The organism is Klebsiella sp. BIGb0132, assembly GCF_024810075.1.
GTDB lineage: Bacteria > Pseudomonadota > Gammaproteobacteria > Enterobacterales > Enterobacteriaceae > Klebsiella > Klebsiella terrigena.
This window is the reverse complement of the sequence record NZ_JANUDW010000001.1, coordinates 38,265-60,428: the sequence shown is the minus strand read 5'-3', so window position 1 is coordinate 60,428 and position 22,164 is coordinate 38,265. Positions and strand designations below refer to the sequence as shown.

17 protein-coding genes are annotated in these 22,164 nt (G+C 58.4%); 7 read left to right on the top strand and 10 right to left on the bottom strand.

Annotated features, from left to right (window positions below):
- Window positions 1-2: 2 nt before the first annotated feature.
- The gene (locus tag M2416_RS00250) at window positions 3-1,454 is read right to left on the bottom strand and encodes a M81 family metallopeptidase (RefSeq protein ID WP_076945425.1); all 1,452 of its coding nucleotides are present in this window, start codon (window positions 1,452-1,454) and stop codon (window positions 3-5) included.
- A 10-nt stretch (window positions 1,455-1,464) separates the two neighbouring features.
- Complete coding sequence (locus M2416_RS00245) at window positions 1,465-2,601, bottom strand: ROK family transcriptional regulator (protein WP_259221473.1); 1,137 nt, start codon at window positions 2,599-2,601, stop codon at window positions 1,465-1,467.
- Window positions 2,602-2,832: 231 nt separating this feature from the next.
- Between M2416_RS00245 and M2416_RS00240 the strand changes: the two genes are divergently transcribed.
- The 7 genes from M2416_RS00240 (at window position 2,833) to dbpA (ending at window position 10,028) form a co-directional block, all read left to right on the top strand.
- Window positions 2,833-4,365 (top strand): ABC transporter substrate-binding protein, encoded by a 1,533-nt coding sequence (locus M2416_RS00240; protein ID WP_165972954.1) that lies wholly within the window; start codon window positions 2,833-2,835, stop codon window positions 4,363-4,365.
- A 24-nt stretch (window positions 4,366-4,389) separates the two neighbouring features.
- Complete coding sequence (locus M2416_RS00235; protein WP_045855111.1) at window positions 4,390-5,310, top strand: ABC transporter permease; 921 nt, start codon at window positions 4,390-4,392, stop codon at window positions 5,308-5,310.
- 1 nt (window position 5,311) lies between these two features.
- Window positions 5,312-6,172, top strand: a complete 861-nt coding sequence (locus M2416_RS00230; RefSeq protein ID WP_041145240.1) for an ABC transporter permease — start codon at window positions 5,312-5,314, stop codon at window positions 6,170-6,172.
- Window positions 6,169-7,125 (top strand): ROK family protein, encoded by a 957-nt coding sequence (locus M2416_RS00225; protein ID WP_259221467.1) that lies wholly within the window; start codon window positions 6,169-6,171, stop codon window positions 7,123-7,125. The genes M2416_RS00230 and M2416_RS00225 overlap by 4 nt, the downstream gene beginning before the upstream one ends.
- Window positions 7,126-7,188: 63 nt before the next feature.
- The gene (gene zntB / locus M2416_RS00220) at window positions 7,189-8,172 is read left to right on the top strand and encodes a zinc transporter ZntB (RefSeq protein ID WP_076945429.1); all 984 of its coding nucleotides are present in this window, start codon (window positions 7,189-7,191) and stop codon (window positions 8,170-8,172) included.
- Window positions 8,173-8,454: 282 nt separating this feature from the next.
- A complete protein-coding gene (gene ynaL / locus M2416_RS26945; protein WP_071844916.1) occupies window positions 8,455-8,640 on the top strand; it encodes a proline-rich small protein YnaL in 186 nt (61 codons plus the stop codon).
- A 14-nt stretch (window positions 8,641-8,654) separates the two neighbouring features.
- On the top strand, window positions 8,655-10,028 hold the full coding sequence (gene dbpA / locus M2416_RS00215; RefSeq protein WP_076945430.1) for an ATP-dependent RNA helicase DbpA: 1,374 nt from the start codon (window positions 8,655-8,657) through the stop codon (window positions 10,026-10,028).
- A 48-nt stretch (window positions 10,029-10,076) separates the two neighbouring features.
- Here dbpA and ttcA read toward each other — a convergent pair whose 3' ends face one another.
- The 8 genes from ttcA to M2416_RS00175 all read right to left on the bottom strand — a co-directional run bounded on the left by ttcA (window position 10,077) and on the right by M2416_RS00175 (window position 22,123).
- On the bottom strand, window positions 10,077-11,012 hold the full coding sequence (ttcA, locus tag M2416_RS00210) for a tRNA 2-thiocytidine(32) synthetase TtcA (protein WP_259221460.1): 936 nt from the start codon (window positions 11,010-11,012) through the stop codon (window positions 10,077-10,079).
- A gap of 205 nt (window positions 11,013-11,217) precedes the next feature.
- The gene (gene uspF, locus M2416_RS00205; protein WP_045855116.1) at window positions 11,218-11,652 is read right to left on the bottom strand and encodes a universal stress protein UspF; all 435 of its coding nucleotides are present in this window, start codon (window positions 11,650-11,652) and stop codon (window positions 11,218-11,220) included.
- A gap of 81 nt (window positions 11,653-11,733) precedes the next feature.
- Window positions 11,734-11,946: a KTSC domain-containing protein gene (locus M2416_RS00200; protein ID WP_041145246.1), complete on the bottom strand. Its 213-nt coding sequence runs from the start codon at window positions 11,944-11,946 to the stop codon at window positions 11,734-11,736.
- Window positions 11,947-12,091: 145 nt separating this feature from the next.
- Entirely contained in the window at window positions 12,092-13,210 is a 1,119-nt protein-coding gene (gene ompC, locus M2416_RS00195; RefSeq protein ID WP_259221454.1) for a porin OmpC, read from the bottom strand.
- Window positions 13,211-13,570: 360 nt separating this feature from the next.
- Entirely contained in the window at window positions 13,571-17,098 is a 3,528-nt protein-coding gene (gene nifJ, locus M2416_RS00190) for a pyruvate:ferredoxin (flavodoxin) oxidoreductase (protein WP_259221451.1), read from the bottom strand.
- A 271-nt stretch (window positions 17,099-17,369) separates the two neighbouring features.
- Complete coding sequence (locus tag M2416_RS00185) at window positions 17,370-18,929, bottom strand: carbohydrate porin (RefSeq protein ID WP_259221448.1); 1,560 nt, start codon at window positions 18,927-18,929, stop codon at window positions 17,370-17,372.
- A 124-nt stretch (window positions 18,930-19,053) separates the two neighbouring features.
- Window positions 19,054-20,451 (bottom strand): PTS transporter subunit EIIC, encoded by a 1,398-nt coding sequence (locus tag M2416_RS00180; protein WP_259221447.1) that lies wholly within the window; start codon window positions 20,449-20,451, stop codon window positions 19,054-19,056.
- The gene (locus M2416_RS00175; RefSeq protein WP_259221443.1) at window positions 20,438-22,123 is read right to left on the bottom strand and encodes a glycoside hydrolase family 13 protein; all 1,686 of its coding nucleotides are present in this window, start codon (window positions 22,121-22,123) and stop codon (window positions 20,438-20,440) included. Before M2416_RS00175 ends, M2416_RS00180 begins: the two co-directional genes overlap by 14 nt.
- Between the last annotated feature and the right edge of the window lie 41 nt (window positions 22,124-22,164).

Sequence of the window (22,164 nt, the reverse complement as noted above, 5' to 3'; positions counted from 1 at the left end):
AATCAGCACTCCCCGGCAAAAGGGGCTCTGGCGGAAACGAACGCCTGCGGCGTGAACTCAAGCGAGCCGGTGAACGGCCAGGTCGGGGTGAGCATCCGCCGGCGCGGCACGCGCTCGATATCCTGATCGACCACTCCTTCGGAAAGGGCCATCAGGTTGGGGTTGGCCAGCGGCGCCAGCTCCGGCGACAGATAGCCCGATTTGACCACCAGAATCTGCACCCGACGCGGGTCCAGGCCGAGCGCGCTAAAATCGGCGAGATCGTGATAGGGGCGACGACGGTCGGCGACCACCACGGTGATGCCGGCCACCTGCAAAACGGCCTGGTTAGCGCTACCGTGCGCGCCCGCGGGCAGAAGATGCTTCACGGTAAAGAGTGCGCTGACGCTTTCGCCAGCCGGGTCGAGCTGCGCGCCAACGGTCAGCTCAAGCTCTGCGCCAACGCCGGCGCGAAACGCGGCCTGGGTCGCCGGGGCATCGGCAATGCCCGCCACCAGGGTATTGCCGGCATGCTGGCGCAGAAGCTCGGCCAGCACGTCGCCGCGATCGCCCACGCCGCCGCCGGTGGGGTTATCGCCGGAATCCGCCAGAATAACCGGTGCCGTCGGGCTGGCGATGGCCTCCTTCACGCACTCAGCCACGCTGCCGGTGCGGCAGCCGAAGACAAACTCCTCGCGCGCGTCCCAGTAGGACTGCGCCAGCTTCTCCGCCTGCTGTTTCAACACCTTCAGGTCGGTACCGGTAAAAATGGCGGCGGCGGTGGCGCGCGGTTCATCGGCCCAGACGTAGCCCACCATCAGCGAGCTATCGAGGACGCCGGGAAGGCGATCGCTTGCCGGCAGGGTGGCGTAGAGGCTTTTCGCCGGCTCATCTTCGGTGCTGGTGCGCTCGCCGGGGAGCATCACCGGCACCGGCGCCCACACCACCCCGGGCCGTACGCCGGTGGTGATGCTGTTGACCAGCATGGTGACGGAGCGGCGCATGGTCTCTTCAACGTCAATATGCGGCGCGGTACGGTAGGTTGAGTACATATCAATGGCGTCGATAATGCGCTGGGTCACGTTGCCGTGCAGATCGTAGCTCACGGCTATCGGGCAGGCGTCTCCGACGCAGGCCCGGGCGGCGGCGATCCAGTCGCCTTCGGCATCTTCCAGCCCTTCAACGTACATCGCGCCGTGCATCGCCAGATAGAGACCGTCAACGGGCAGCGCCGCCTGCAGGCGGGTCAGAAACTCGGTCTTAAAGCTCTCATAGGCGGCACGCGCGACCGGGCCGCCGGGAATGGCGCGGGCGTGCAGGGTGGGCAGAAAGGTTGCCGGATAGTCCTTGAGAAACTGAAAGTAGGGCGCCGCCAGCAGCGCGTCACCTTCGACCGTGCGAAATTCGTCCTCGTGAGTCAGTACGGGATTGAACGTGCTGCATTCAATGTGTATTCCGCCAACGGCAATGCGCATAGGGACCTCGTTAATATTCAGGAAATAAAACGTGAGTAAGGGCCACGCTTGCGGCAGCAAGCGCCCAGCTGTCCTGCTCGAGCGGCCGGTAGATGAACGGCGTTTTTCCCGCCATGCCGGGGAGCAGATAGGTTTCGATGGCCTGCTGCATCACGGTATTGAGCAGCCCCTGAAAGCTATCGGGCTGATGCGCCAGCATGATCGCCGCCGGATCGTGGGTCTGAATCTGATGGGAGATAGCCATCCCGAGCGCGTCGCCGGCCTGGTGCAGGATATGGATCGCCCCGGAGTGCCCTTTGCGGGCCAGCGCCTCGAGCTCGGCGAGGCTGGTGGCCTCGATGCCCTCCATGCGCGCCTGTTCAAAGATGGCGGTCAGGGAGGCCACGGTGTCGAGGCAGCCGCGCTTCCCGCAGCGGCAGGGCTTACCCGCCGGCACGATTGTGCAGTGGGCGATTTCCCCGGCGCCGCCGTGGGCGCCGCGCCAGATGCGCCCGTAAATCACCGCCGCGCTGCCGATGCCGCTGCCGTGGGAGATAGCGACCGCGCTTTCGTACTTGCGCAGATGGCCAAAGGTCTTCTCGTAGGTGGCCAGGGCGCGGGTATCGTTTTCGATAACCACCGGGATCCCGCCGGTGGCGCGGCTCAGCAGCTCAGCCAGCGGAACCTGATGCCAGCCCAGCAGCGCGGACTGCACGCAAACCGACTGGGCGGCGTCAACGAAGGCGGAGAGCGCAAAGCCGATGCCGGCCAGGCGCTGGCGGTTAACGGCCGCGCTGCTGAGCAGGTCGGCAATTTCCGCCGCCAGCTGCTGGATCAGCGCCGGGATCTCGACCTCGGGAGTGAGATGGCGCTCGGCCATCTTTGCGCCGATGCCGTTCATCAGCACCACCACCAGCTGTTGGTCGATCAGGGAGATGCCGATGGCACAGGCGGCATCAGGGGAAAGTGACAGGGTAACCGAAGGCCGCCCCTGGCCGCTGGAGGCGGCCATCGCGCTCTCCTGCAGAACGCCAGCCGCCAGCAGCTCTTTGACCAGCGCGCCGATGGCCGGCTTGCTCATGCCGGTCAGGCGGGCGAGATCGGCCCGGCTGGCCCCCTCTTCGCTGCAGACCAGATGAACCAGTTGTTGTTGGAGTTTGTTCAGCATAGTGCCCCGATCCTTCGCTTTTTTTTGAACATAGTGGCGACCTGCTGATTTAGCAATCAGTTTTTTCACAAAAGTAACTAAGTGATCGCATATAAGTTAAATTTATTACCTAATTAAGCGCTAATGGTGGCTAATATCACAGTTAAAGAATTTTGTTATGTGTAAAAACAAAACTTAATAGCAACATAATGACCACAACTGGCGAAATAACATACGGGCAGGGGTTGAGCGATGAAGGTATTGATGAGCAAATATCGACTTGCCGTTCTGGCAGGCGTTCTGGCGGTAGGCAATATCACGGCGCTGCAGGCGGCGACGCTGAATGTGATGCAAAATGAAGCGCCGCGCAGCATGGATCCCGGCGACCAGACGGCGACCTTCACCGACACGGTCCTCAAGCCGATGTATGAGGGGCTGGTCGATCTCTCTCCCGATTACAAAATTACCCCCGCGCTGGCCACGGCCTGGCAGGTGAGCGAGGACGGCAAGGTCTGGACCTTCACGCTGCGCAAGAACGTCACCTTCCATGACGGTACGCCGTTTAACGCCGACGCGGTGGTGGCTAATATCCAGCGCCATATCGATCCCAAAGGCAGCCTGGCCGCCAGCTCGCGGATGCGCAACGTGATTGCGTCGGTGAAGAAAATTGACGACGGCAGCGTCGAAATTACGCTGAAAAAAGTCTACCCCTCGTTCCTCAATTTACTCACCGGCGGCGCGGCGAAAATGGTCAGTCCGGCGGCGGACAAAGCCGGCACCATTGGCCGCAAAGCGGACGGCACCGGCCCCTATATGCTGCAGGAATATAAAACCGGGGAGTATGTTTTAGAGAAAAAGAACCCGCATTACTGGGGAGAAAGCGGCGGCCCGGAGCAAATCAAATGGACATGGAGCTCGGAGCCTTCGGTGATGAATATGGCGCTGCTCTCCGGCCAGGTTGACGTGATTAACCCGGTGCCGCCGCAGTTCGGTATGCAGCTGAAAAGCAATCCGCAGGTGAAGCTGGAGCAGGGCGAGGGTGCGTCGGTATTCTGGGTGGCGCTCAACGTTGAGCAGAAGCCGCTCAACGACGTCCGCGTGCGCCAGGCGCTGAATCTGGCGACGGATAAAGACGCCCTGCTGAAGGCGGTGATGTTCGGCTACGCCTCCGCCGCTAACTCGCCGCTGGCGCCGGTGAATGAAGGCTACGATAAGTCGCTCAACGAATACGCATACAATATCGACAAAGCCAGGGCGCTGCTCAAGGATGCCGGCTATCCGCAGGGATTTGACATCAACATCGCCGTACAGGGGCCGGACGCCCGGACCGCGCAAATCCTGCAGGCGATGTGGGGCAAGGTGGGGGTTAAGCTGAATATTCAGCAGATGGAAAGCGGCGTCTGGAGCAAAGCCGCCTTCGCGCCGGCGGCCGAAAAGCTGGCGAACCGCACCGATTCCGTGCTTGCCTCCTGGTCTTCCGGCCTCAACGGATCCGATTTACAGCTGCGTCCGCTGTACTACTCCCAGAGCGCCGCGCCGGTTGGCGCCAACCTCGGCTTCTATAAAAACCCGACCCTTGACGACCTGCTGGACAAAGCGGCGACCACCATGGATGACAAGGCGCGCATCGCCGATTACGTGCAGGCGCAGAAGGTCATCATGCAGGATGCGCCGCACGTGATGCTCTACTTCCAGGACGATCTCTACGCCACCCGCGCGGATATCAAAGGCGTGCGGATGGAGCCGGGCGGCGAAATTATCGTTATCAACGCGCAGAAGCCGTAAAGCAGGGGCCTGACTGGAGTCGCTATGAAAGCCTACGTCATCAAAAAACTGCTTTCCTTACCGCTTATCCTGCTCGGCGCATCGCTGATCGTCTTTTTGGCGATCAGGATGCTCCCCGGCGACCCTGCGCGGCTGATGGCCGGCCCGCAGGCGACCCAGGACGACGTAAGCCGAATGCACTCCCGCCTCGGGCTTGACGATCCGCTGGCGCTGCAGTACGGGCACTTTGTGGTCGGGATGCTCAAAGGCGACTTCGGCATTTCGCTAAAATCGGGGCAGCCGGTCTCCGCCGAGCTCGGCGAGCGGGCGCCCTATACCCTCGGCCTCGCGCTGCTGGCGTGGCTGATGGCGGTGGTGCTTGGAATTCCGATGGGGATGTGCGCGGCGATTTATCGCAATCATGCCGCCGATCACGCCCTGATGCTGATCGCGATTGCCGGCGCCTCAATCGCCAACTTCTGGCTGGCCCTGATCGCGATGGATACCTTCTCGGTGAAGCTGGGCTGGCTGCCGCTGCTGGGGGCTGAGGGCTGGAAAAGCTATATTCTGCCCTCGGTGTGCCTCGGCATCTTCCCGATGGCGGTGATGTCGCGCATGACCCGCTCGAGCATGGTGGACGTGCTCGGTGAAGACTATATTCGCACCGCGAGGGCCAAAGGGCTGGCGCCGTTCTACGTTTACTTTAAGCATGCCTTACGCAATGCCCTCATCCCCATCGTGACCATTATTGCGCTCAACTTTGGCAGCCTGATCGGCGGAGCGGTGGTGACGGAGTCGGTATTTAACTGGCCGGGCATCGGGCGCTACCTGGTGGATTCCGTGCGCTATCGCGATTATCCGGTTATTCAGGGCGTGACGATGATAACGGTCGCCAGCGTGGTGGTGATGAATCTGGTGGGCGAAATGATTATCGCCAGGATCAACCCGAAAATAAGGTTTGATTAATATGTCTGAAATCTCACTCGCCAAATCGCGCAATGGCCTGATGAACGGCCTGCGCTGGGGAATAGACCATCCGTCGATCGCCATTGGCGGTTTTATCGTGGCCTTAATTGTTCTTGGCGCGCTCTTTGCGCCGTGGCTGAGTCACTACGATCCCTATGACCAGGATCTGCTCAATATTCTCTCCGCGCCTTCGGCGGAACACTGGCTGGGCACCGACGACTACGGGCGGGATATTTTTTCCCGCATCATATACGGCGCGCGGATCTCCCTTATCGAGGTGGTGGTCAGCGTGGCGCTGTCGCTGGCGATGGGGCTGCCGCTGGGGATTATGGCGGCGCTGTGCGGCAAAAGCGTCGACCACATCATTATGTGGATTATGGATGTAATTTTCGCCTTTCCCGGGATCGTACTGGCTATTTTGCTGGTGAGCGTACTGGGGGCGGGGCTGATAAACATGCTGCTGGCGATCGCCATTTTCTCGGTGCCGGTATACGCCCGCCTGAGCCGCAACCTGACGCTGGGCATTAAAAATATGGAGTATATGGAAGCGGCGCGCGCGCTGGGGATCGGCTACCGGCGGCAGATTATTCACTATATTCTGCGCAACACGCTGGGGCCGATTACCGTGCAGGCCACCCTGACCGGTGGTTCGGTGATTCTGGCCGCCGCCTCGCTGTCGTTTTTGGGCATGGGGGTGCAGCCGCCGATGCCGGAGTGGGGCACGATGATGAGTGACGGGCGCAACTTCCTTGGGATCAGCCTTGGGATCTCGCTGTGGCCGGGGCTGGCTATCGTCCTTTCGGTTCTCGGGTTTAATATTCTCGGCGACGGCCTGCGCGACCTGCTGGACACTCGCCTGTGAACGCGCCGGTGCTCTGTCTCGATATTGGCGGTTCGTTTATCAAAAGCGCCATCTCCGAAACCGCGGGCGCTATCGACGATATCCGCCAGCGCCCCGTTCCCACCGGCAGCTGGGGCGATTTTTCGGCGGCCGTTGGCGATATTATTGCCGGCTACGGCGACAGGCTAGGGGCCGAGAGCCCGCTGGCGCTCTCCTGCGCCGGGGTGGTGGATGTCGCTACCGATCGCATTCTCTCCAGCAACGTGCCGCCTTTTCAGGGCGTCAGCGTGACCCGGACCCTTAGCGCGGAGCTGCGGCGTCCGGCGGTGATGGCCAATGACGCCGACTGCTTTACCCTCGCGGAAGCGAGCGGCGGCGCGGCGCAGGGGTTCCCGGTGGTGCTGGGGATTATTCTCGGCAGCGGCATCGGCGGCGGCATCGCGATTCATGGCAATATTCTTTACGGTAATCAGGGGATCAGCGCCGAGTGGGGCCACGCGCCAATCGTGCAGACCGCGCTAAAGGTCGGCGAGCACAGCCTGAGCCTGCCGCGCCTGCCCTGCGGCTGCGGGCAGACTGGGTGCCTCGACACCTTAGGTGGGGCGAGGGGGATTGAGCGGCTGCATCATATTCTGAGCGGCCAGGCGCTGAGCAGCCGGGAGATTGTTGCCCAGGGTTTGGCGGGCCGCGAACCCCAGGCCCTGACCCTCGCCGCGTGGCTGGAGGTGGTGAGCGAGCCGCTGGCCCATGCGGTCAATATTCTCGGGCCGCACCGAATAGTGGCCGGCGGGGGCATGGCGAGCGAGGCGGCGCTGATTAGCCGCCTTGACGAGGCCCTGCGGCGTAAGATTTTGCTGAAAACCGCGCGGCCGCTGATCGTTGCGGGTCGCCACGCGAGCGACGGCGGCCTTATCGGCGCCAGCATTCTCGGGCAGCGGCTTTTATCAGCGAATTCAGCACCCTGCTTGTTTTAGCCCTTGCTTAACGGAGGCGTCAGGCTAGACTACGAAAATTAAGCCTGAGTTGACGGAGGTCTGGTGGAGGCGATTAAAGGTGCGGAACTGAATGTACCGGATGCCGTTTTTGCATGGCAGTTTGACGGCAAGGGCGGTGTAAAACCGCTGACGAATAGCGACACTATTGATAAAGAGCATCCCTGCTGGCTGCATCTCAACTACACCCACGCCGACAGCGCACAGTGGCTGGCGGAAACGCCGCTGCTGCCGAACAGCGTGCGGGATGCGCTGGCGGGCGAAAGCACCCGGCCGCGGGTGACGCGGGTCGGCGACGGGACGCTGATTACGCTGCGCTGCATTAACGGCAGTACCGACGAACGGCCGGATCAGCTGGTGGCGATGCGCTTATATATGGACGAGCGTTTAATCGTCTCTACCCGCCAGCGGCGGGTGCTGGCGCTGGACGACGTGCTCGGCGACCTGCGCGAAGGCACCGGCCCGGTGGACTGCGGCAGCTGGCTGGTGGATATCTGCGATGCGCTGACCGATCATGCCAGCGAATTTATCGAACAGCTGCACGACCGGATTATCGACCTTGAGGATAATCTGCTGGATCAGCAGGTCCCTCCGCGCGGCTTCCTGGCTCTGCTGCGCAAGCAGCTGATTGTGATGCGCCGCTATATGGCTCCGCAGCGCGATGCCTACTCCCGGCTGGCCAGCGAACGTCTGCCGTGGATGAATGACGACCAGCGTCGGCGCATGCAGGACATCTCCGATCGCCTCGGCCGCGGCCTGGATGAGATCGATAGCTGCATTGCCCGCACGGCGATAATGAGCGATGAGATCGCGCAAATTATGCAGGAGGCGATGTCGCGCAGAACCTATACTATGTCGCTGATGGCCATGGTCTTTCTGCCCAGCACCTTCCTGACCGGCCTGTTCGGCGTTAACCTCGGCGGGATCCCCGGCAACGAGTGGCATCTGGGCTTCTCCATCTTTTGCGTAATGTTAGTTGTTCTGATTGGCGGTGTTGCGTGGTGGTTACATCGCAGTAAATGGCTGTAAATAATCGCCTTTTATCAGCGTCTGATTGCGAAAACCCGGCAATGTTTGAGCGAAATCAATAAACCATCTACCCATTCGGGGCAATATCTCTCTCGCAGGTGAATGCAACGTCAAGCGATGGGCGTTGCGCTCCATATTGTCTTACTTCCTTTTTTGAATTACTGCATAGCACAATTGATTCGTACGATGCCGACTTTATTGAGTCGGCTTTTTTTTTGCTCTCCGGCGGTCAGCTTCTACGCTTAATGGGTGGTACACCCGCTCATAACCGGGAGAGTCAAAATGCGATATCAGCCTTTAAATTCAATACCCATTTCACCTGAACCCAACGACCCGACGCCGGTGCCGGACCCGCGGCCTCGTCCGCATCCTTTACCCGACCCGCCGCCGGACGACGAACCGATTAAATTGTCGCATCAGAGGCGCAATTCTGCGAGGATACGCGCCTGCCAATTGCGCGCCCTTTAACACGAGAAAAAATTGTGACCGCTTTTTCAACACTAAACGTTTTGCCCGCCGCCCAGCTCGATAACCTGAACGAGCTGGGATACCTTGCAATGACCCCGGTCCAGGCGGCGGCTTTGCCGGCGATTCTGGCCGGTAAAGATGTGCGCGTGCAGGCAAAAACCGGCAGTGGAAAAACGGCCGCATTCGGCCTCGGCCTGCTCCAGCAGGTTGACGCCACGCTGTACAAGACGCAGTCTCTGGTCCTGTGCCCGACGCGCGAGCTGGCGGATCAGGTCGCCGGCGAGCTGCGTCGCCTGGCACGCTTTCTGCCGAATATTAAAATTCTCACCCTCTGCGGGGGCCAACCCTTTGGCGCCCAGCGTGATTCACTCCAGCACGCGCCGCACATTATCGTCGCCACGCCGGGACGCCTGCTCGATCACCTGCAGAAGGGCACCGTCTCGCTGGACGCGCTGCAGACGCTGGTGATGGACGAAGCGGATCGAATGCTCGATATGGGTTTCAGCGACGCCATTGATGAAGCGATTCGCTTTGCGCCCGCCGAGCGGCAGACGCTGCTGTTCTCCGCGACCTGGCCTGAGGCCATTGCGGCGATTAGCGGACGCGTGCAGAACGACCCGCAAACCATCGAGATCGATTCCGTTGATGCGCTGCCGGCAATTGAACAGCAGTTCTTCGAAACCTCGCAGAAAGGCAAAATCGCGCTGCTGCAAAAGCTGCTCAGCCAGCACAAGCCGGCCTCCTGCGTGGTGTTCTGTAATACCAAAAAGGATTGCCAGTCCGTTTGCGATTCGCTCAACGCTGCCGGGCAGAGCGCGCTGTCGCTGCATGGCGATCTCGAGCAGCGCGATCGCGACCAAACCCTGATCCGCTTTGCGAACGGCAGCTCGCGCGTGCTGGTCGCAACCGACGTGGCGGCGCGCGGTCTCGATATTAAATCCCTGGAGCTGGTGATTAACTACGAGCTGGCCTGGGACCCGGAAGTTCACGTTCACCGCATCGGCCGCACCGCACGCGCCGGCGCAAGCGGGCTGGCGATCAGCCTTTGCGCGCCGGAAGAGGCCCAGCGCGCCAATATTCTGGCGGAAATGCTGCAGCTGAAGCTGAACTGGATGAACGCGCCGACCGGCGGCACGATCGTACCGCTGGAAGCCGAAATGACGACCCTGTGCATTGACGGCGGTAAGAAGGCCAAAATGCGCGCAGGGGACGTACTGGGTGCGCTGACCGGAGATTTGGGATTCGATGGCGCCGATATCGGCAAGATCAACGTTCATCCGGCGCACGTCTACGTGGCGCTGCGCCAGGGCGTGGCCAACAAAGCGTTTAAGCTGCTGCAGAACGGCAAGATTAAGGGCAAGAACTGCCGGGTTCGTTTGCTGAAATAGAGTAGGCAAGAGCGTCTCAGCCACCGCGCTGAGACGCCTGTTGGCGGTTTACTTCACTTCCACCACGTTCAGCCGCAGCTCGTCCAGCTGGGCATCATCCTCTTCCGGCTGCCAGCCGGCAGGCTGAAGCGGGATCTCTTCGCGATCGAACGCGAGGTCGCCGCCGTCAACCACGTCAGAACCGTGGGTAATTCCTTTAAAGTCAAACAGGCTGACGTCGCTAAGGTGCGACGGCACGACGTTCTGCATGGCGCTGAACATGGTTTCGATACGCCCCGGATAGCGTTTATCCCAGTCGCGCAGCATGTCGCCGATCACCTGACGCTGCAGGTTAGGCTGAGAGCCGCAGAGGTTGCATGGGATAATTGGGAAACCCTTCGCCTGCGAGAAGCGCTCGATATCCTTTTCACGGCAGTAGGCCAGCGGGCGGATAACGATATGCTTACCGTCGTCGCTCATCAGCTTCGGCGGCATGCCTTTCATCTTGCCGCCGTAGAACATATTGAGGAACAGCGTCTGCAGGATGTCGTCGCGGTGGTGGCCGAGGGCGATTTTAGTCGCGCCGAGTTCGGTGGCCGTGCGATAGAGGATCCCGCGACGCAGGCGCGAACAGAGCGAACAGGTGGTTTTGCCCTCAGGGATCTTCTCTTTGACGATCCCGTAGGTGTTCTCTTCGACAATCTTATACTCGACGCCGAGCTGCTGCAGGTACTCAGGCAGAATGTGCTCAGGGAAGCCGGGCTGCTTCTGGTCGAGGTTTACCGCGATCAGAGAGAAAGAGATGGGGGCGCTTTTTTGTAAGCTGCGCAGGATTTCCAGCATGGTGTAGCTGTCCTTCCCGCCGGAAAGGCAAACCATAATCCGGTCGCCGTCTTCAATCATATTGAAATCGGCAATGGCTTCGCCGACGTTGCGGCGCAGGCGCTTCTGCAACTTGTCGGTGTTGTACTTTTCTTTCTTACTAATATCTTGATTCTGCAGCATTTAATAATGGCTCAGTTCGTAGTGTGGCGCACGCATTCTGCCAGCAGCGTTGCTGACGGCGGCAACTTATGGCGTCTGACGTCGATGAGTATCAGTCTGTGGCGTGTATGGTACGGATTCGCGCCGGGGATGTCAGCACATTTAAGAGAGTTTAAGCGGCGAAGGATTAAGATAAAAAGCCCGCACCGGCGGCGGGCTGGAGAGGTTAGCGGACAACCAGTACGGAGCACTCAGCGTGACGCACGACGGCCGCGGCGTTAGAGCCAAGCAGGTAGGTCGTGATATCCGGGCGGTGCGAGGCGATGATGACTAAATCTGCCGGCAGCGACTTCGCCAGTCCCAGAATATTGTCCTTCGGCGAACCTTCGGCAATATGGAAATGCACCCGGTCTTCAGGGATGGCAAACTGCTTCACCACCTCTTTCAGTCGGGTTTCGGAATCCGCCTTGAACTCATCCATCGGCGGCATCTCGGCGGTATAGGCCATGCCTAGCGAGGCATAATAGGGAAGAGAGGGGATCACGGTCAGAAAGTGGACTTCGGCATCATCAATCCGTGCTTCGGCTTCAACGTGGCTGATAACGCGTTGAGTTAATTCTGTATCAGAAATATCTATGGGTACAAGAATTATTCTGGTCATAAAACCTCCTGTTTAATTAACCTTTAAAAGTGTACGACATTCAGGGGCAATATGTACAATGACCAGGGTCACACTTTGGCTTCAGACCGCGGCACGTTCGGTAAATTTACCTTTGATAACCCCGTCATAAAAACGACCTTTTGAAACGACCTGCAGAAAGTTGTGAAACACCCGCGGTGGAACGTCGCAGTACTGTAGCGTTTTATTGTCACGAAAGCGTATTTCAAGGATGCCGGAGGCTTCGTCGTAGGCGACGGAGCTAATTCGTGATGATTTTACGGGATGATGATGCATTGCTGGCGTCCTTTACGAGCGGTCTTTTAAGCAATATATCATCCACTGGACGACTATTTTAACGCAACAGGTATATTGTTTTGATTTGGTTAAAATGTCGGCAGAAGGAGGAGCGCAGGCCCGCTGTCGCCAGCGGGCCACGGCATCAGAACTGGTAAACCAGGCCTAGCGCCACGACGTCATCGGTGCCGATGCCGTTGTTTGCATAGAAGCTATCGTCTTCGTCCAGCAGGTTGATTTTGTAATCAACGTAGGTGGACATATTGCGGTTAAAGTAATAGGTCGCGCCGATATCAGCATATTTCACCAGATCCTTGTCGCCGTCGGTGTTGTTCAGGTCTTTCCCTTTCGACATCAGGAAAGAGACCGCCGGGCGCAGGCCAAAGTCGAACTGGTACTGAGCGGTGACTTCAACGTTCTGCGTCTTGTTGGCGATTGTGCCGCTCTGGTTGCCGTAAGGGGTCATGTTGCGGGTTTCAGAGTACATGGTGGCCAGGTAGATATTGTTGGCGTCATATTTCAGGCCGGTGGTCCAGGCGTCGGCCTTATCGCCGCCGGCGGTCGAGCGGTGAGTCTGCTCGTTGGTACGATCGGAGCTGGAGTACGCCGCGCCGAAGCTGACGCCCATGCCCAGATCGTAGGTCGAAGAGATACCGAAACCGTCGCCGTTGGCGTTTTTAACCGAGCGGTCGCCGCCGTTGCCGGTGCCTTGCTGCTCGTTTGACACCTGGTTTTCGTTCGCGCCCTGATACTGCAGCGCGAAGTTCAGGCCGTTCACCAGACCGAAGAAGTCGCTATTGCGATAGGTTGCCACGCCGTTAGCGCGGTTGGTCATAAAGTTGTCGGCCTTCGACCAGGCGTCGCCGCCGAACTCCGGCAGCATGTCGGTCCAGCCTTCAATGTCGTACAGTACGCCGTAGTTGCGGCCATAGTCGAACGAACCGTAGTCGCCGAATTTCAGACCGGCGAATGCCAGACGGGTCCAGGCGTTATTGGTATCGGATTCGCTATTATTGGCCTGAACGTTATATTCCCACTGGCCGTAGCCGGTCAGCAGATCGTTAATCTGAGTTTCGCCTTTAAAGCCGAGGCGGATATAGCTCATATCGCCATCAGAGTTAGTATCATCGGAGAAATAATGTAAACCATCTACTTTACCGTAGAGGTCTAACTTATTGCCGTCTTTGTTATAAATTTCGGCGGAGTGAGCAGCGCCAGCAGCTAATAATGCCGGAATAACGAGGGCCAGTACTTTTCTTTTCATTTAGATATTCCTTTAATGTTTTTGTTTTGACTTCCTGCGAGGAAGTAAACTCATGCTAAATGAAGGCTGTTAAATCCGGGTAAGTATCAATTGTTACGATATAAGTAAAATCTAAAATAAATAATACCGTTGTTACGGCAATAGCTTTGGTGAATATATCAAAAAAACACATATAAAATAAAAATTATACGGCGGAAAATTAATGGGGTATTATTCGCGCGTTATATGCCTTTATTTATTGTCAGCCGCATTTTTGCTGCCGCAGCTCGCTGTCCTCTTACGGGCTATTTAAACGGTAAAATGACAAGCCCGAATATCTATTCGGGCTTTTTTTATGGCAACGCTCAGGTGCGCTACAAATTAGCTTCCGACGGTGGGCTTCTCCGCTTTACCGGCCATCTGCGCAAGGAACTCATAGCGTTTTTGCAGATCGGCTGCGGCATCCTTCCATAGCTGCTCCGCCACCTCCGGCTGCTGGGCGTTGAGGCGACGGAAGCGCTGCTCGTTGAGCAACGTGTCCGCCAGCGCGTCCGACGGCGGGCGAGAGTCCAGCGCCAGCGGGAGCTTACCTTCATCCGCCCGGCGCGGGTCGAAGCGGTAGAGCGGCCAGAACCCGGTGGCGGTCAGCTGACGCATCTGATCGTGGCTCAGCGCCAGATCGTAGCCGTGCTCTTCGCACGGGCTGTAGGCGATAATCAGCGACGGTCCCGGATAAGCCTCCGCTTCCTGAATCGCTTTCACCGTCTGATTTAGCTGGGCGCCCAGCGAAATCTGCGCCACGTAGACGTGACCGTACATCATCATGCTGACGCCGAGGTCTTTGCGCGATTTACGCTTGCCGTGCTCGCCAAATTTAGTGACCGCCCCGAGCGGCGTGGCCTTCGAGGCCTGGCCGCCGGTGTTGGAGTAGCACTGGGTGTCGAGCACCAGGATATTGACGTTTTCGGTCAGGCTCAGCACGTGGTCGAGGCCGCCGAAGCCGATATCGTAGGCCCAGCCGTCGCCGCCGATCAGCCAGATGGATTTTTCCACCAGCGCGTCGGCGTCGGTCAGCAGCTCCTGGGCGCCCTCAACGCCGACCAGCGCGCGGCGCAGCTCTGCCACCTGCTCGCGGCGGACGTCCGGGGTGGCCTCGGCGTGCAGAGCATCGTTGAGCTCCGCCGGTATCGCGTCGGCAAACTGCCCCAGCAGGCGCATCACGCGCTGACGGTGCTGGTCCACGGAGAGGCGGAAGCCGAGGCCAAATTCAGCGTTATCTTCAAACAGCGAGTTGGCCCACGCCGGGCCGCGCCCGTTGGCGTCGGTGGTATACGGCGTTGACGGCAGGTTACCGCCGTAAATCGACGAGCAGCCGGTGGCGTTGGCGATCAGCATCCGGTCGCCGTAGAGCTGGGTCAGCAGCTTGATGTACGGCGTTTCGCCGCAGCCGGAGCAGGCGCCGGAGTACTCAAACAGCGGGCTTATCAACTGAGAGGTACGAATATCAATGCGCTCCAGCGCGCTGCGGTCGATCTCCGGCAGGCTGAGGAAGAAGTCGTAGTTGACCTTCTCCTCCTCAACGTGCTCAAGGCGCGACATCATATTGATGGCCTTGATCTCCGGGTTCTGCCGGTCTTTGGCCGGGCAAACCTCCACGCACAGATTACAGCCGGTGCAATCTTCCGGCGCCACCTGCAGAACGTATTTTTGGCCGCGCATATCGCGGGATTTTACGTCCAGCGAATGCAGGCTGGCCGGGGCCGCTTCCATCGCTTCAGGAGAGATAACCTTGGCGCGGATCGCCGAGTGCGGGCAGGCCGCGACGCAGTGGTTACACTGGGTGCACAGCGCCTCTTTCCAGATAGGGATCTCTTCGGCGATATTGCGTTTTTCCCAGCGGGTGGTGCCCATCGGCCAGGTGCCGTCCGGCGGCAGGGCGGAGACCGGCAGCGCATCGCCGAGGCCGGCCAGCATGGCGGCGGTAACGGTTTTGACAAAGTCCGGCGCGGCATCGGAGACCACCGGTGGGCGGTTAGGGCTGGCGGCGTTGACCGGCTGCAGCGGCACTTCGGCCAGCGACTCGCGGGCCAGCGCCAGCGCCTGCCAGTTACGCTCAACCAGCTCCTTGCCTTTACTGCTGTAGCTTTTGGCAATCGCGCCCTGGAGCTCGGCCAGCGCGCTGTCGCCCGGAAGAATTTGCGTCAGATGGAAGAACGCCATCTGCATCACGGTATTGATACGCGCGCCGAGGCTGCATTCGCGGGCAATTTTGGCGGCGTTGACGATATAAAAGCGCGCCTGCCTCTGGTTGAGCATCGCCTGCACTTCCTGCGGCAGACGCGACCACGCCTCATCGGCGGCATACGGCGTATTCAGCAGGAAAATCCCGCCGGGCTTCAGCCGCTCCACCATCTGATATTTGTCGATAAACTGCAGCTGATGGCAGCCGACGAAATCGGCCTGCGAGATAAGATAGGAGGAGCGAATCGGCTTCTCGCTGACGCGCAGGTGCGAAACGGTGAGTCCGCCGGCCTTTTTCGAATCGTAGACGAAGTAGCCCTGCGAGAACCACGGCGTCGAGTTGCCGATAATTTTGATGTTGTTCTTGGTCGCCGACACGCTGCCGTCGCTGCCCAGTCCGTAGAACAGCGCCTCCAGCTTCGCCTCCGACGGCAGGGTGTTTTCCCCCAGCGGCAGAGAGAGGTTGGTGACGTCGTCATAGATACCGACGGTAAAGCGGGGCTTCGGTTTCGCCGTGTTCAGCTCGTTAAACACTGCCAGCACGCACTCCGGGCCGAACTCTTTTGACGACAGGCCGTAGCGGCCGCCGATGGTGCGCGGCAGCGTTTCGCGTTCACCGCGGTTAAACGCCTCCGCCAGCGCGGTCATGATGTCGAGGTACAGCGGCTCCGCGTGGGCGCCGGGCTCTTTGGTGCGGTCCAGCACGGCGACGGCGCGCGCGCTTTCCGGCAGCGCTTCCAGCAGGTGAGCGGCGGAGAAGGGGCGATAGAGCCGCACTTTCAACACGCCGACCTTCTCGCCGCGGCTGAGCAGCTCATCCACCACCTCTTCGCAGGTGCCGATGGCGGAACCCATCACCACAATCACCCGTTCGGCCTGCGGATGGCCGTAGAATTCGAACGGTTTATAGCGACGGCCGGTGGCGGCGGCGAAATCGTCCATCGCCGTTTCAACATGGTCGTAGACCGCGTCGTACCACGGATTAGTGGCTTCACGGGACTGGAAATAGGTGTCCGGGTTAGCCGAGGTTCCGCGGATTGTCGGATGTTCGGGATTCAGCGCGCGCAGGCGATGCGCGTCGATCTCAGCCTGCGGCAGCAGGCTGCGGAGGGTGTCATCCGCCAGCGGCGCAATTTTGTTGATTTCGTGCGAGGTGCGGAAGCCGTCAAAGAAATGGATAAACGGCACCCGGCTTTTGAGGGTCGCAATGTGCGAAATCAGGGCGAAATCCTGCGCCTCCTGGACGTTGCTGGCGCAGAGCATCGCGCAGCCGGTCTGGCGCACGGCCATCACGTCGGAGTGATCGCCGAAAATAGAGAGCGCGTGGGTCGCGACGGTACGTGCGGCGACGTGCAGGACAAACGGCATCAGCTGACCGGCCAGTTTGTACAGCGTCGGGATCATCAGCAGCAGGCCCTGCGAGGAGGTGAAGGAGGTCGAAAGGGCCCCGGTTTGCAACGCCCCGTGCACGGCGCCGATAGCCCCGGCTTCCGACTGCATTTCGACCACCCGAGGCACGTCGCCCCAGATATTTTTTAGCCCATTACCCGCCCAGGCATCCGCCTGCTCGGCCATCGTTGAGCTGGGGGTAATGGGGTAGATGGCGATAACTTCACTGGTGCGAAACGCGACAGAAGCGGCCGCGCCATTACCGTCGATAGTAATCATAAAAAGAGACCCTAACATTGCGCAAACAAAAAAGAAGGGACCCGCAAAACGGCGGCGGATCCTGTAATTATATGGAGTGAGTATAGGGGCTTTCAGTATGCCCTTGAAGTTATGCGGCTTTCGAGTGCACAAATTGATCCATGAGGCTCTCCCCGCCGACGGGCTGGGCGAGGAGAACCAGTGTCTGCTATCTTGCTGATTACTATGACATTAGTCTGAGCGCGCCGGGCTCGCTGGCGGCTAAGCCCCGCGCCGGGGGCGCTGACGCCGTTTAAAACCAGGTCTCGAGCTGGGCGCCGAAGATCAGCGTGCCTCCGCTGTGGTAGCCCGCGCTGCCAAAGGTGTCAGTGGTGGAGTAGCTATCCAGGGCTTTGTCCCAGTTCATCCAGGTGGCGAAGAAGCGAATTTCCGGGCGCTCGAAAAAGTCGGTCACGTTGTGCATTTTAAAGGTCGGAGCAAAGGTCAGCTTGTAGTAGCTCCCGCGGGCGGGCCGGTTGCCGTTAAAGCCTTTCGGGTCGATATCCATATACTGGTAGCTGGCCTCGTACTGCAGGGCAAAGTTCTGATTGAGCTCCTGGATAACCCTGCCGTTGAGGGTGACCCAGTCGTAGCGGTCGCCGTCCAGGTAGCGGCTATTGCTGCTCTGGGCAACGATAAGCGGCGCCAGGCTAAGCCGGTCGGTCAGGGAGGTGATGCCGTAGGAGGCGAATTTAACGGTCCAGGCGTTATCGATCAGATAGCCGTCCGACCCCGGGCCGCGCACTTCCGCTCCCAGCGCCTGGCCATACAGCAGCACCGTTTTGGACAGTCCGGGCCGGAGCCCATAGAAAGTGTCGCCATGATAGGCCAGCATGGTGTTGAAGCCTTTAGACGCCGCTTTATCCGTCGCCAGGCCGTCATTAATACGCTTATCGTTATCCTTAGAGTAGAGGCCGTTAACCATCCACTGCCACGGGCCTAATTTATTATTGAGCGACAGGGTATAGTTCTGAATATAGGTATTGGCGGCCCCGGTCATGTTGTTATATTCAACGTTCTCCATGGCATCAATATCATTAAAGTTACGCCCGTAAATCGCCAGATTGGTTTTGACGTCGCCGGCCAGGTTAACGTCATAAATACCGGCGCCGGTACCGATTAAATTCATCATGTCGGAGTCGAGCCAGTGAATATCGAAGTTATCGCGATCCTCGCGCTTGCCTGCCCACAGGGTTGCGTGCCTGAACGCCCCGGAAAAGGCCGGAAGGTCGCTCATTTCGGCAAACGCCTGACGCAGGTTCATCTGGCCATTAAAGGCGCTGTCGGTATTATAGGTTTTATCCCATTCGGCAATTTTCATGTAATAACGCAGCTTAGCGTTATTATCATAGCGACGCAGATAGTTAATATCGGCGGTGACGTAGGTGTCTGATTCATTGCCGAGACGGCCGACGCTGCCGCCGGTACTTCCGGCAGGCGTCAGGGAAGGGCCGACGGTGCTGGTAGCCCCTTGCTTTCCGGTGAGGATCCCGGTGCGGGCATAGCCGCCGATTTTAATTTCAGCTGGGTCCTGGCTAAGCGGCTGTTTTTTTATTGAAGCAATATCGCGATCCGTTTTTTGCTCAACGGCCAGCAGGCGCTGCCGGGCCTGGCTGGCGTTATTCTCGGCGGCGGCGGCTCTCTTTTCCGCATTATCAATTTTTTGTTCGGCGGAGCGTAAATCTATTTTTGATTGTTTTAATTCAGCTTCAAGTTTTTCCAGACGGGCGTTGATGGCATTAAGCGTAATATCGGCGGCGTGCGCCGATAACGGCAGCGCCAGCGCGCAAAGCGTGAGGGTATAGGCTTTCATTATTAATCCCTGTGCAGAGAATTCCCGCGCTGCGGGCATAGGCAAGCCTGCAGCACGGAAGTGTGTGCCAGCAAAAATTATGTTGCGGTGATTAAGCCGTCAGGTGGCGGCTAGCTGCGGGTTATCATTTTTTGGCCACGGGTTTATTGGTATTAACAAAAAGAGTCGTGGCAATAAAGGCAAAAATAAATACCGCGATGCCGACGGTGATATAGCTAATAAACTGGTAGCGGTCGTAGAGGTACATCAGCGGAGAGAGCAGCACCGCCAGGCCGTAAGAGTTAGCCTTGATCGCCATCAGCGAGAGCACCATGCCGCCCAGCGCGGAGCTGGTGAGCATCACGACAATGGCGCGGATCCCCGACTGCATCACAATCCCGAACAGGGCCGGCTCTGAGACCCCCAGCAGCTGCGTTATAGTGGCGGAGATGCCGGCGGTCTTAAAGGCCACGTTCTTTGATTTCAGCGAAATGGCCAGACACACGGCGGCGTTGGCAAAACCGTACATCGCGCAGACCGTAATCAGCGGATTAAAGCCGGTGCCGGCAATCAGCGACGTTTCAATCATGATGAACATATGGTGCATCCCGGTCATCACGGCGATGGGATAAATAAAACCGATCAGCAGGCCGCCAATTCCAGCCGGCAGGGCGAGGAACTGCCCAATCGCCATCACCGCATAATGTTCGAATCCGTGCACCAGCGGGCCTAATACCAGCAGGGCAATGGCGATCGCAATCAGGATGACGATAAAGGGCGTGAAAATAAGGTCCATCGAGTTCGGCATGACTCTGCGGAAATAGATCTCGAGCTTCGCGCCGATAATACCGGTAATAAGCGCGGTGAGGATCGAACCCTGATAGCCGACCAGCGGAATAAAGCTAAATATATATATTGGCGCGGCGTTGCCATATGCCACATCGTAAGCGTTGGGCAGCGCCGGTGAAACCAGCATCAGGCCAATTAAAAAGCCGATAATCGGCGTGCCGCCAAACTTTTTAAATGCCGACCAGCAGATAAACGCCGCGAGGAAAGCAAAGGCGGTATCGCAAAGGACGGTGGTTAACGTCTGCAGGTAAACCGGGATATCCTGCACGTTGCTGCCAAACCAGCCCAGCACCGTATCGTTAAAAATGACCCCCTTTAGGCCGAGAAACAGGCCGGTGGCGCCGAGCACCGGAACGATCGGCACGAACACGTCAGAGAGGTTTCTGATGCCCCGCTGCAGCCTGCCCGTGCTCTGCCGGCTCATCTCGTCTTTGCTGACTTCGGCCACCTGGAACTCTTCCACAAAGGCCTGGTAAACCTTATTGACGATACCGGTGCCGAGAATGATCTGATACTGACCTGAATTATAAAATACGCCTTTCACTTCGCCAATCTGGCGAATTTTTTCGTCATCAATGGCTCCGCGATCCTTCACCTGTAAGCGCAAACGCGTCGCGCAATGGGTGGCCGATGCAATGTTGTCCTTGCCAATCGTATTAACAATATCAACCGCGATATTTTTATATTTGTTCATTTTTAACGCATCCCTTAATGAGAATGGTTTGGTAGGGTTTGAGGGTAGAAGTCACGTTGCTGTAATTACTGAGCACGATTTCCCCGTCAGGCAGGGTAAACGGATGCTCTTTGGCGCTGAGGTTGGTGATGGAAATAAGGCGCTCGGTTGCCGAGCTTCTTGCATAGGCGATAACGTTCCCGGCTGCCTCCTCCAGCGGGGTGAAGGTGCCGTAAATCAGCGTTTCAGGGAAGTCGATATTTCTCAGGGCAATCATCTTTCTGTAGAAAGAGAATACCGAGTCGGCTTGCGCCAGCTGGCTCTGCGCGTTCAGCGAGGTATCGTCAGTGGACAGCGCCAGCCACGGCGTAGCGCCGATGTTAAAGCCCGCGTTGACGCCGTCGGACCACGGGAACGGCGTGCGCGAATTATCTCTTGAGCGGCGGTTAACAAAGCCCATGGCCTCCTCGGCGCTAAAGCCTTCTGCCAGCGAACGGTAGTAGTTATCGAGGCTTGAGATATCGTTAAATTCGCTGATCTCGCTGCGGCAGAAGTTCTTCATCCCCAGCTCCTGTCCCTGATAGATAAACGGCGTGCCGCGCATGAAAAAGTACATGGCCGCGAGGGCCGTGGCGCCGATCTCGTTCTGATAGTCAGCGTCGCGCACCAGTTTCGACAGGGCGCGAGGCTGGTCGTGATTCTCAATAAAAGTGGTGCCCCATCCCGCCCGGGCGAAGGCCAGCTGGCTGGCAAACAGGGTTTCCCTGAACGCCTTGACGCTCCAGTCGCATTCCCGGAACCACTCTGAACCATTTTCAACGTCGATATCGGCGGCGTGGAAGTCAAATATCATGTCGAAATAGCCTTCCGGACCGATAAAGCGCTCATACTCTTCCAGCGGAACGCCGGGGGCTTCACCGACGGTCACGCAGCTGAATTTGTTAAAGGTCTTTTGCTTTAGTTCGTTGAGGAAAAGCTCAATCCCCGGCCGGTTGCGGGCCTTGCTTTTGACGGAGGCCAGGCCGTCGATACCGTCTGGCGGCAGCGGGCTGAAGTCCTGATCCTTTTTGATAAAGGTAATGGCGTCGATGCGGAACCCGGCGATCCCTTTTGCCAGCCACCAGTTAATCATTGCGTAAATTTCTTCGCGCAGCGCCGGGTTTTCCCAGTTCAGGTCGGGCTGTTTTTTATGAAACACGTGGAGATAGTAAGTCTCTTCGCCGGGCACTTTTTCCCACACGCTGCCGCCGAAAATAGAGCGCCAGTTGTTGGGGGCCGCACCGTTAACCGCCGGTTTAAAAATGTAGTAATCGCGGTAGCGGGAGTCCGGGTTCGCCAGCGCCTGGCGGAACCAGCGGTGCTCGTCGCTGGTATGATTGACCACCAGATCGATCATCACCTTTATCCCCATCTCTCCGGCCTGCGCTATCAGGTCGTCCACGTCCTGCATATCGCCAAAATCAGGATTCACCGCGAAGTAATCGGCGATGTCATAGCCGTTATCCGCCATCGGCGACCGATAAAAAGGTGACACCCAAATAAGGCTAATCCCCAGGGCCTTGAGATAGGGGAGTTTCGCAATGATGCCGCGAATATCGCCGGTCCCGTCGTTGTTGCTGTCATAAAAGCTCTTCGGGTAAATCTGATAGACGACGGATTCCTTCCACCATGCGCGCTGCTGGGGTGTGTTCATCACTTCTCCTTGATATGATATCGATACCATATTGAAATAAA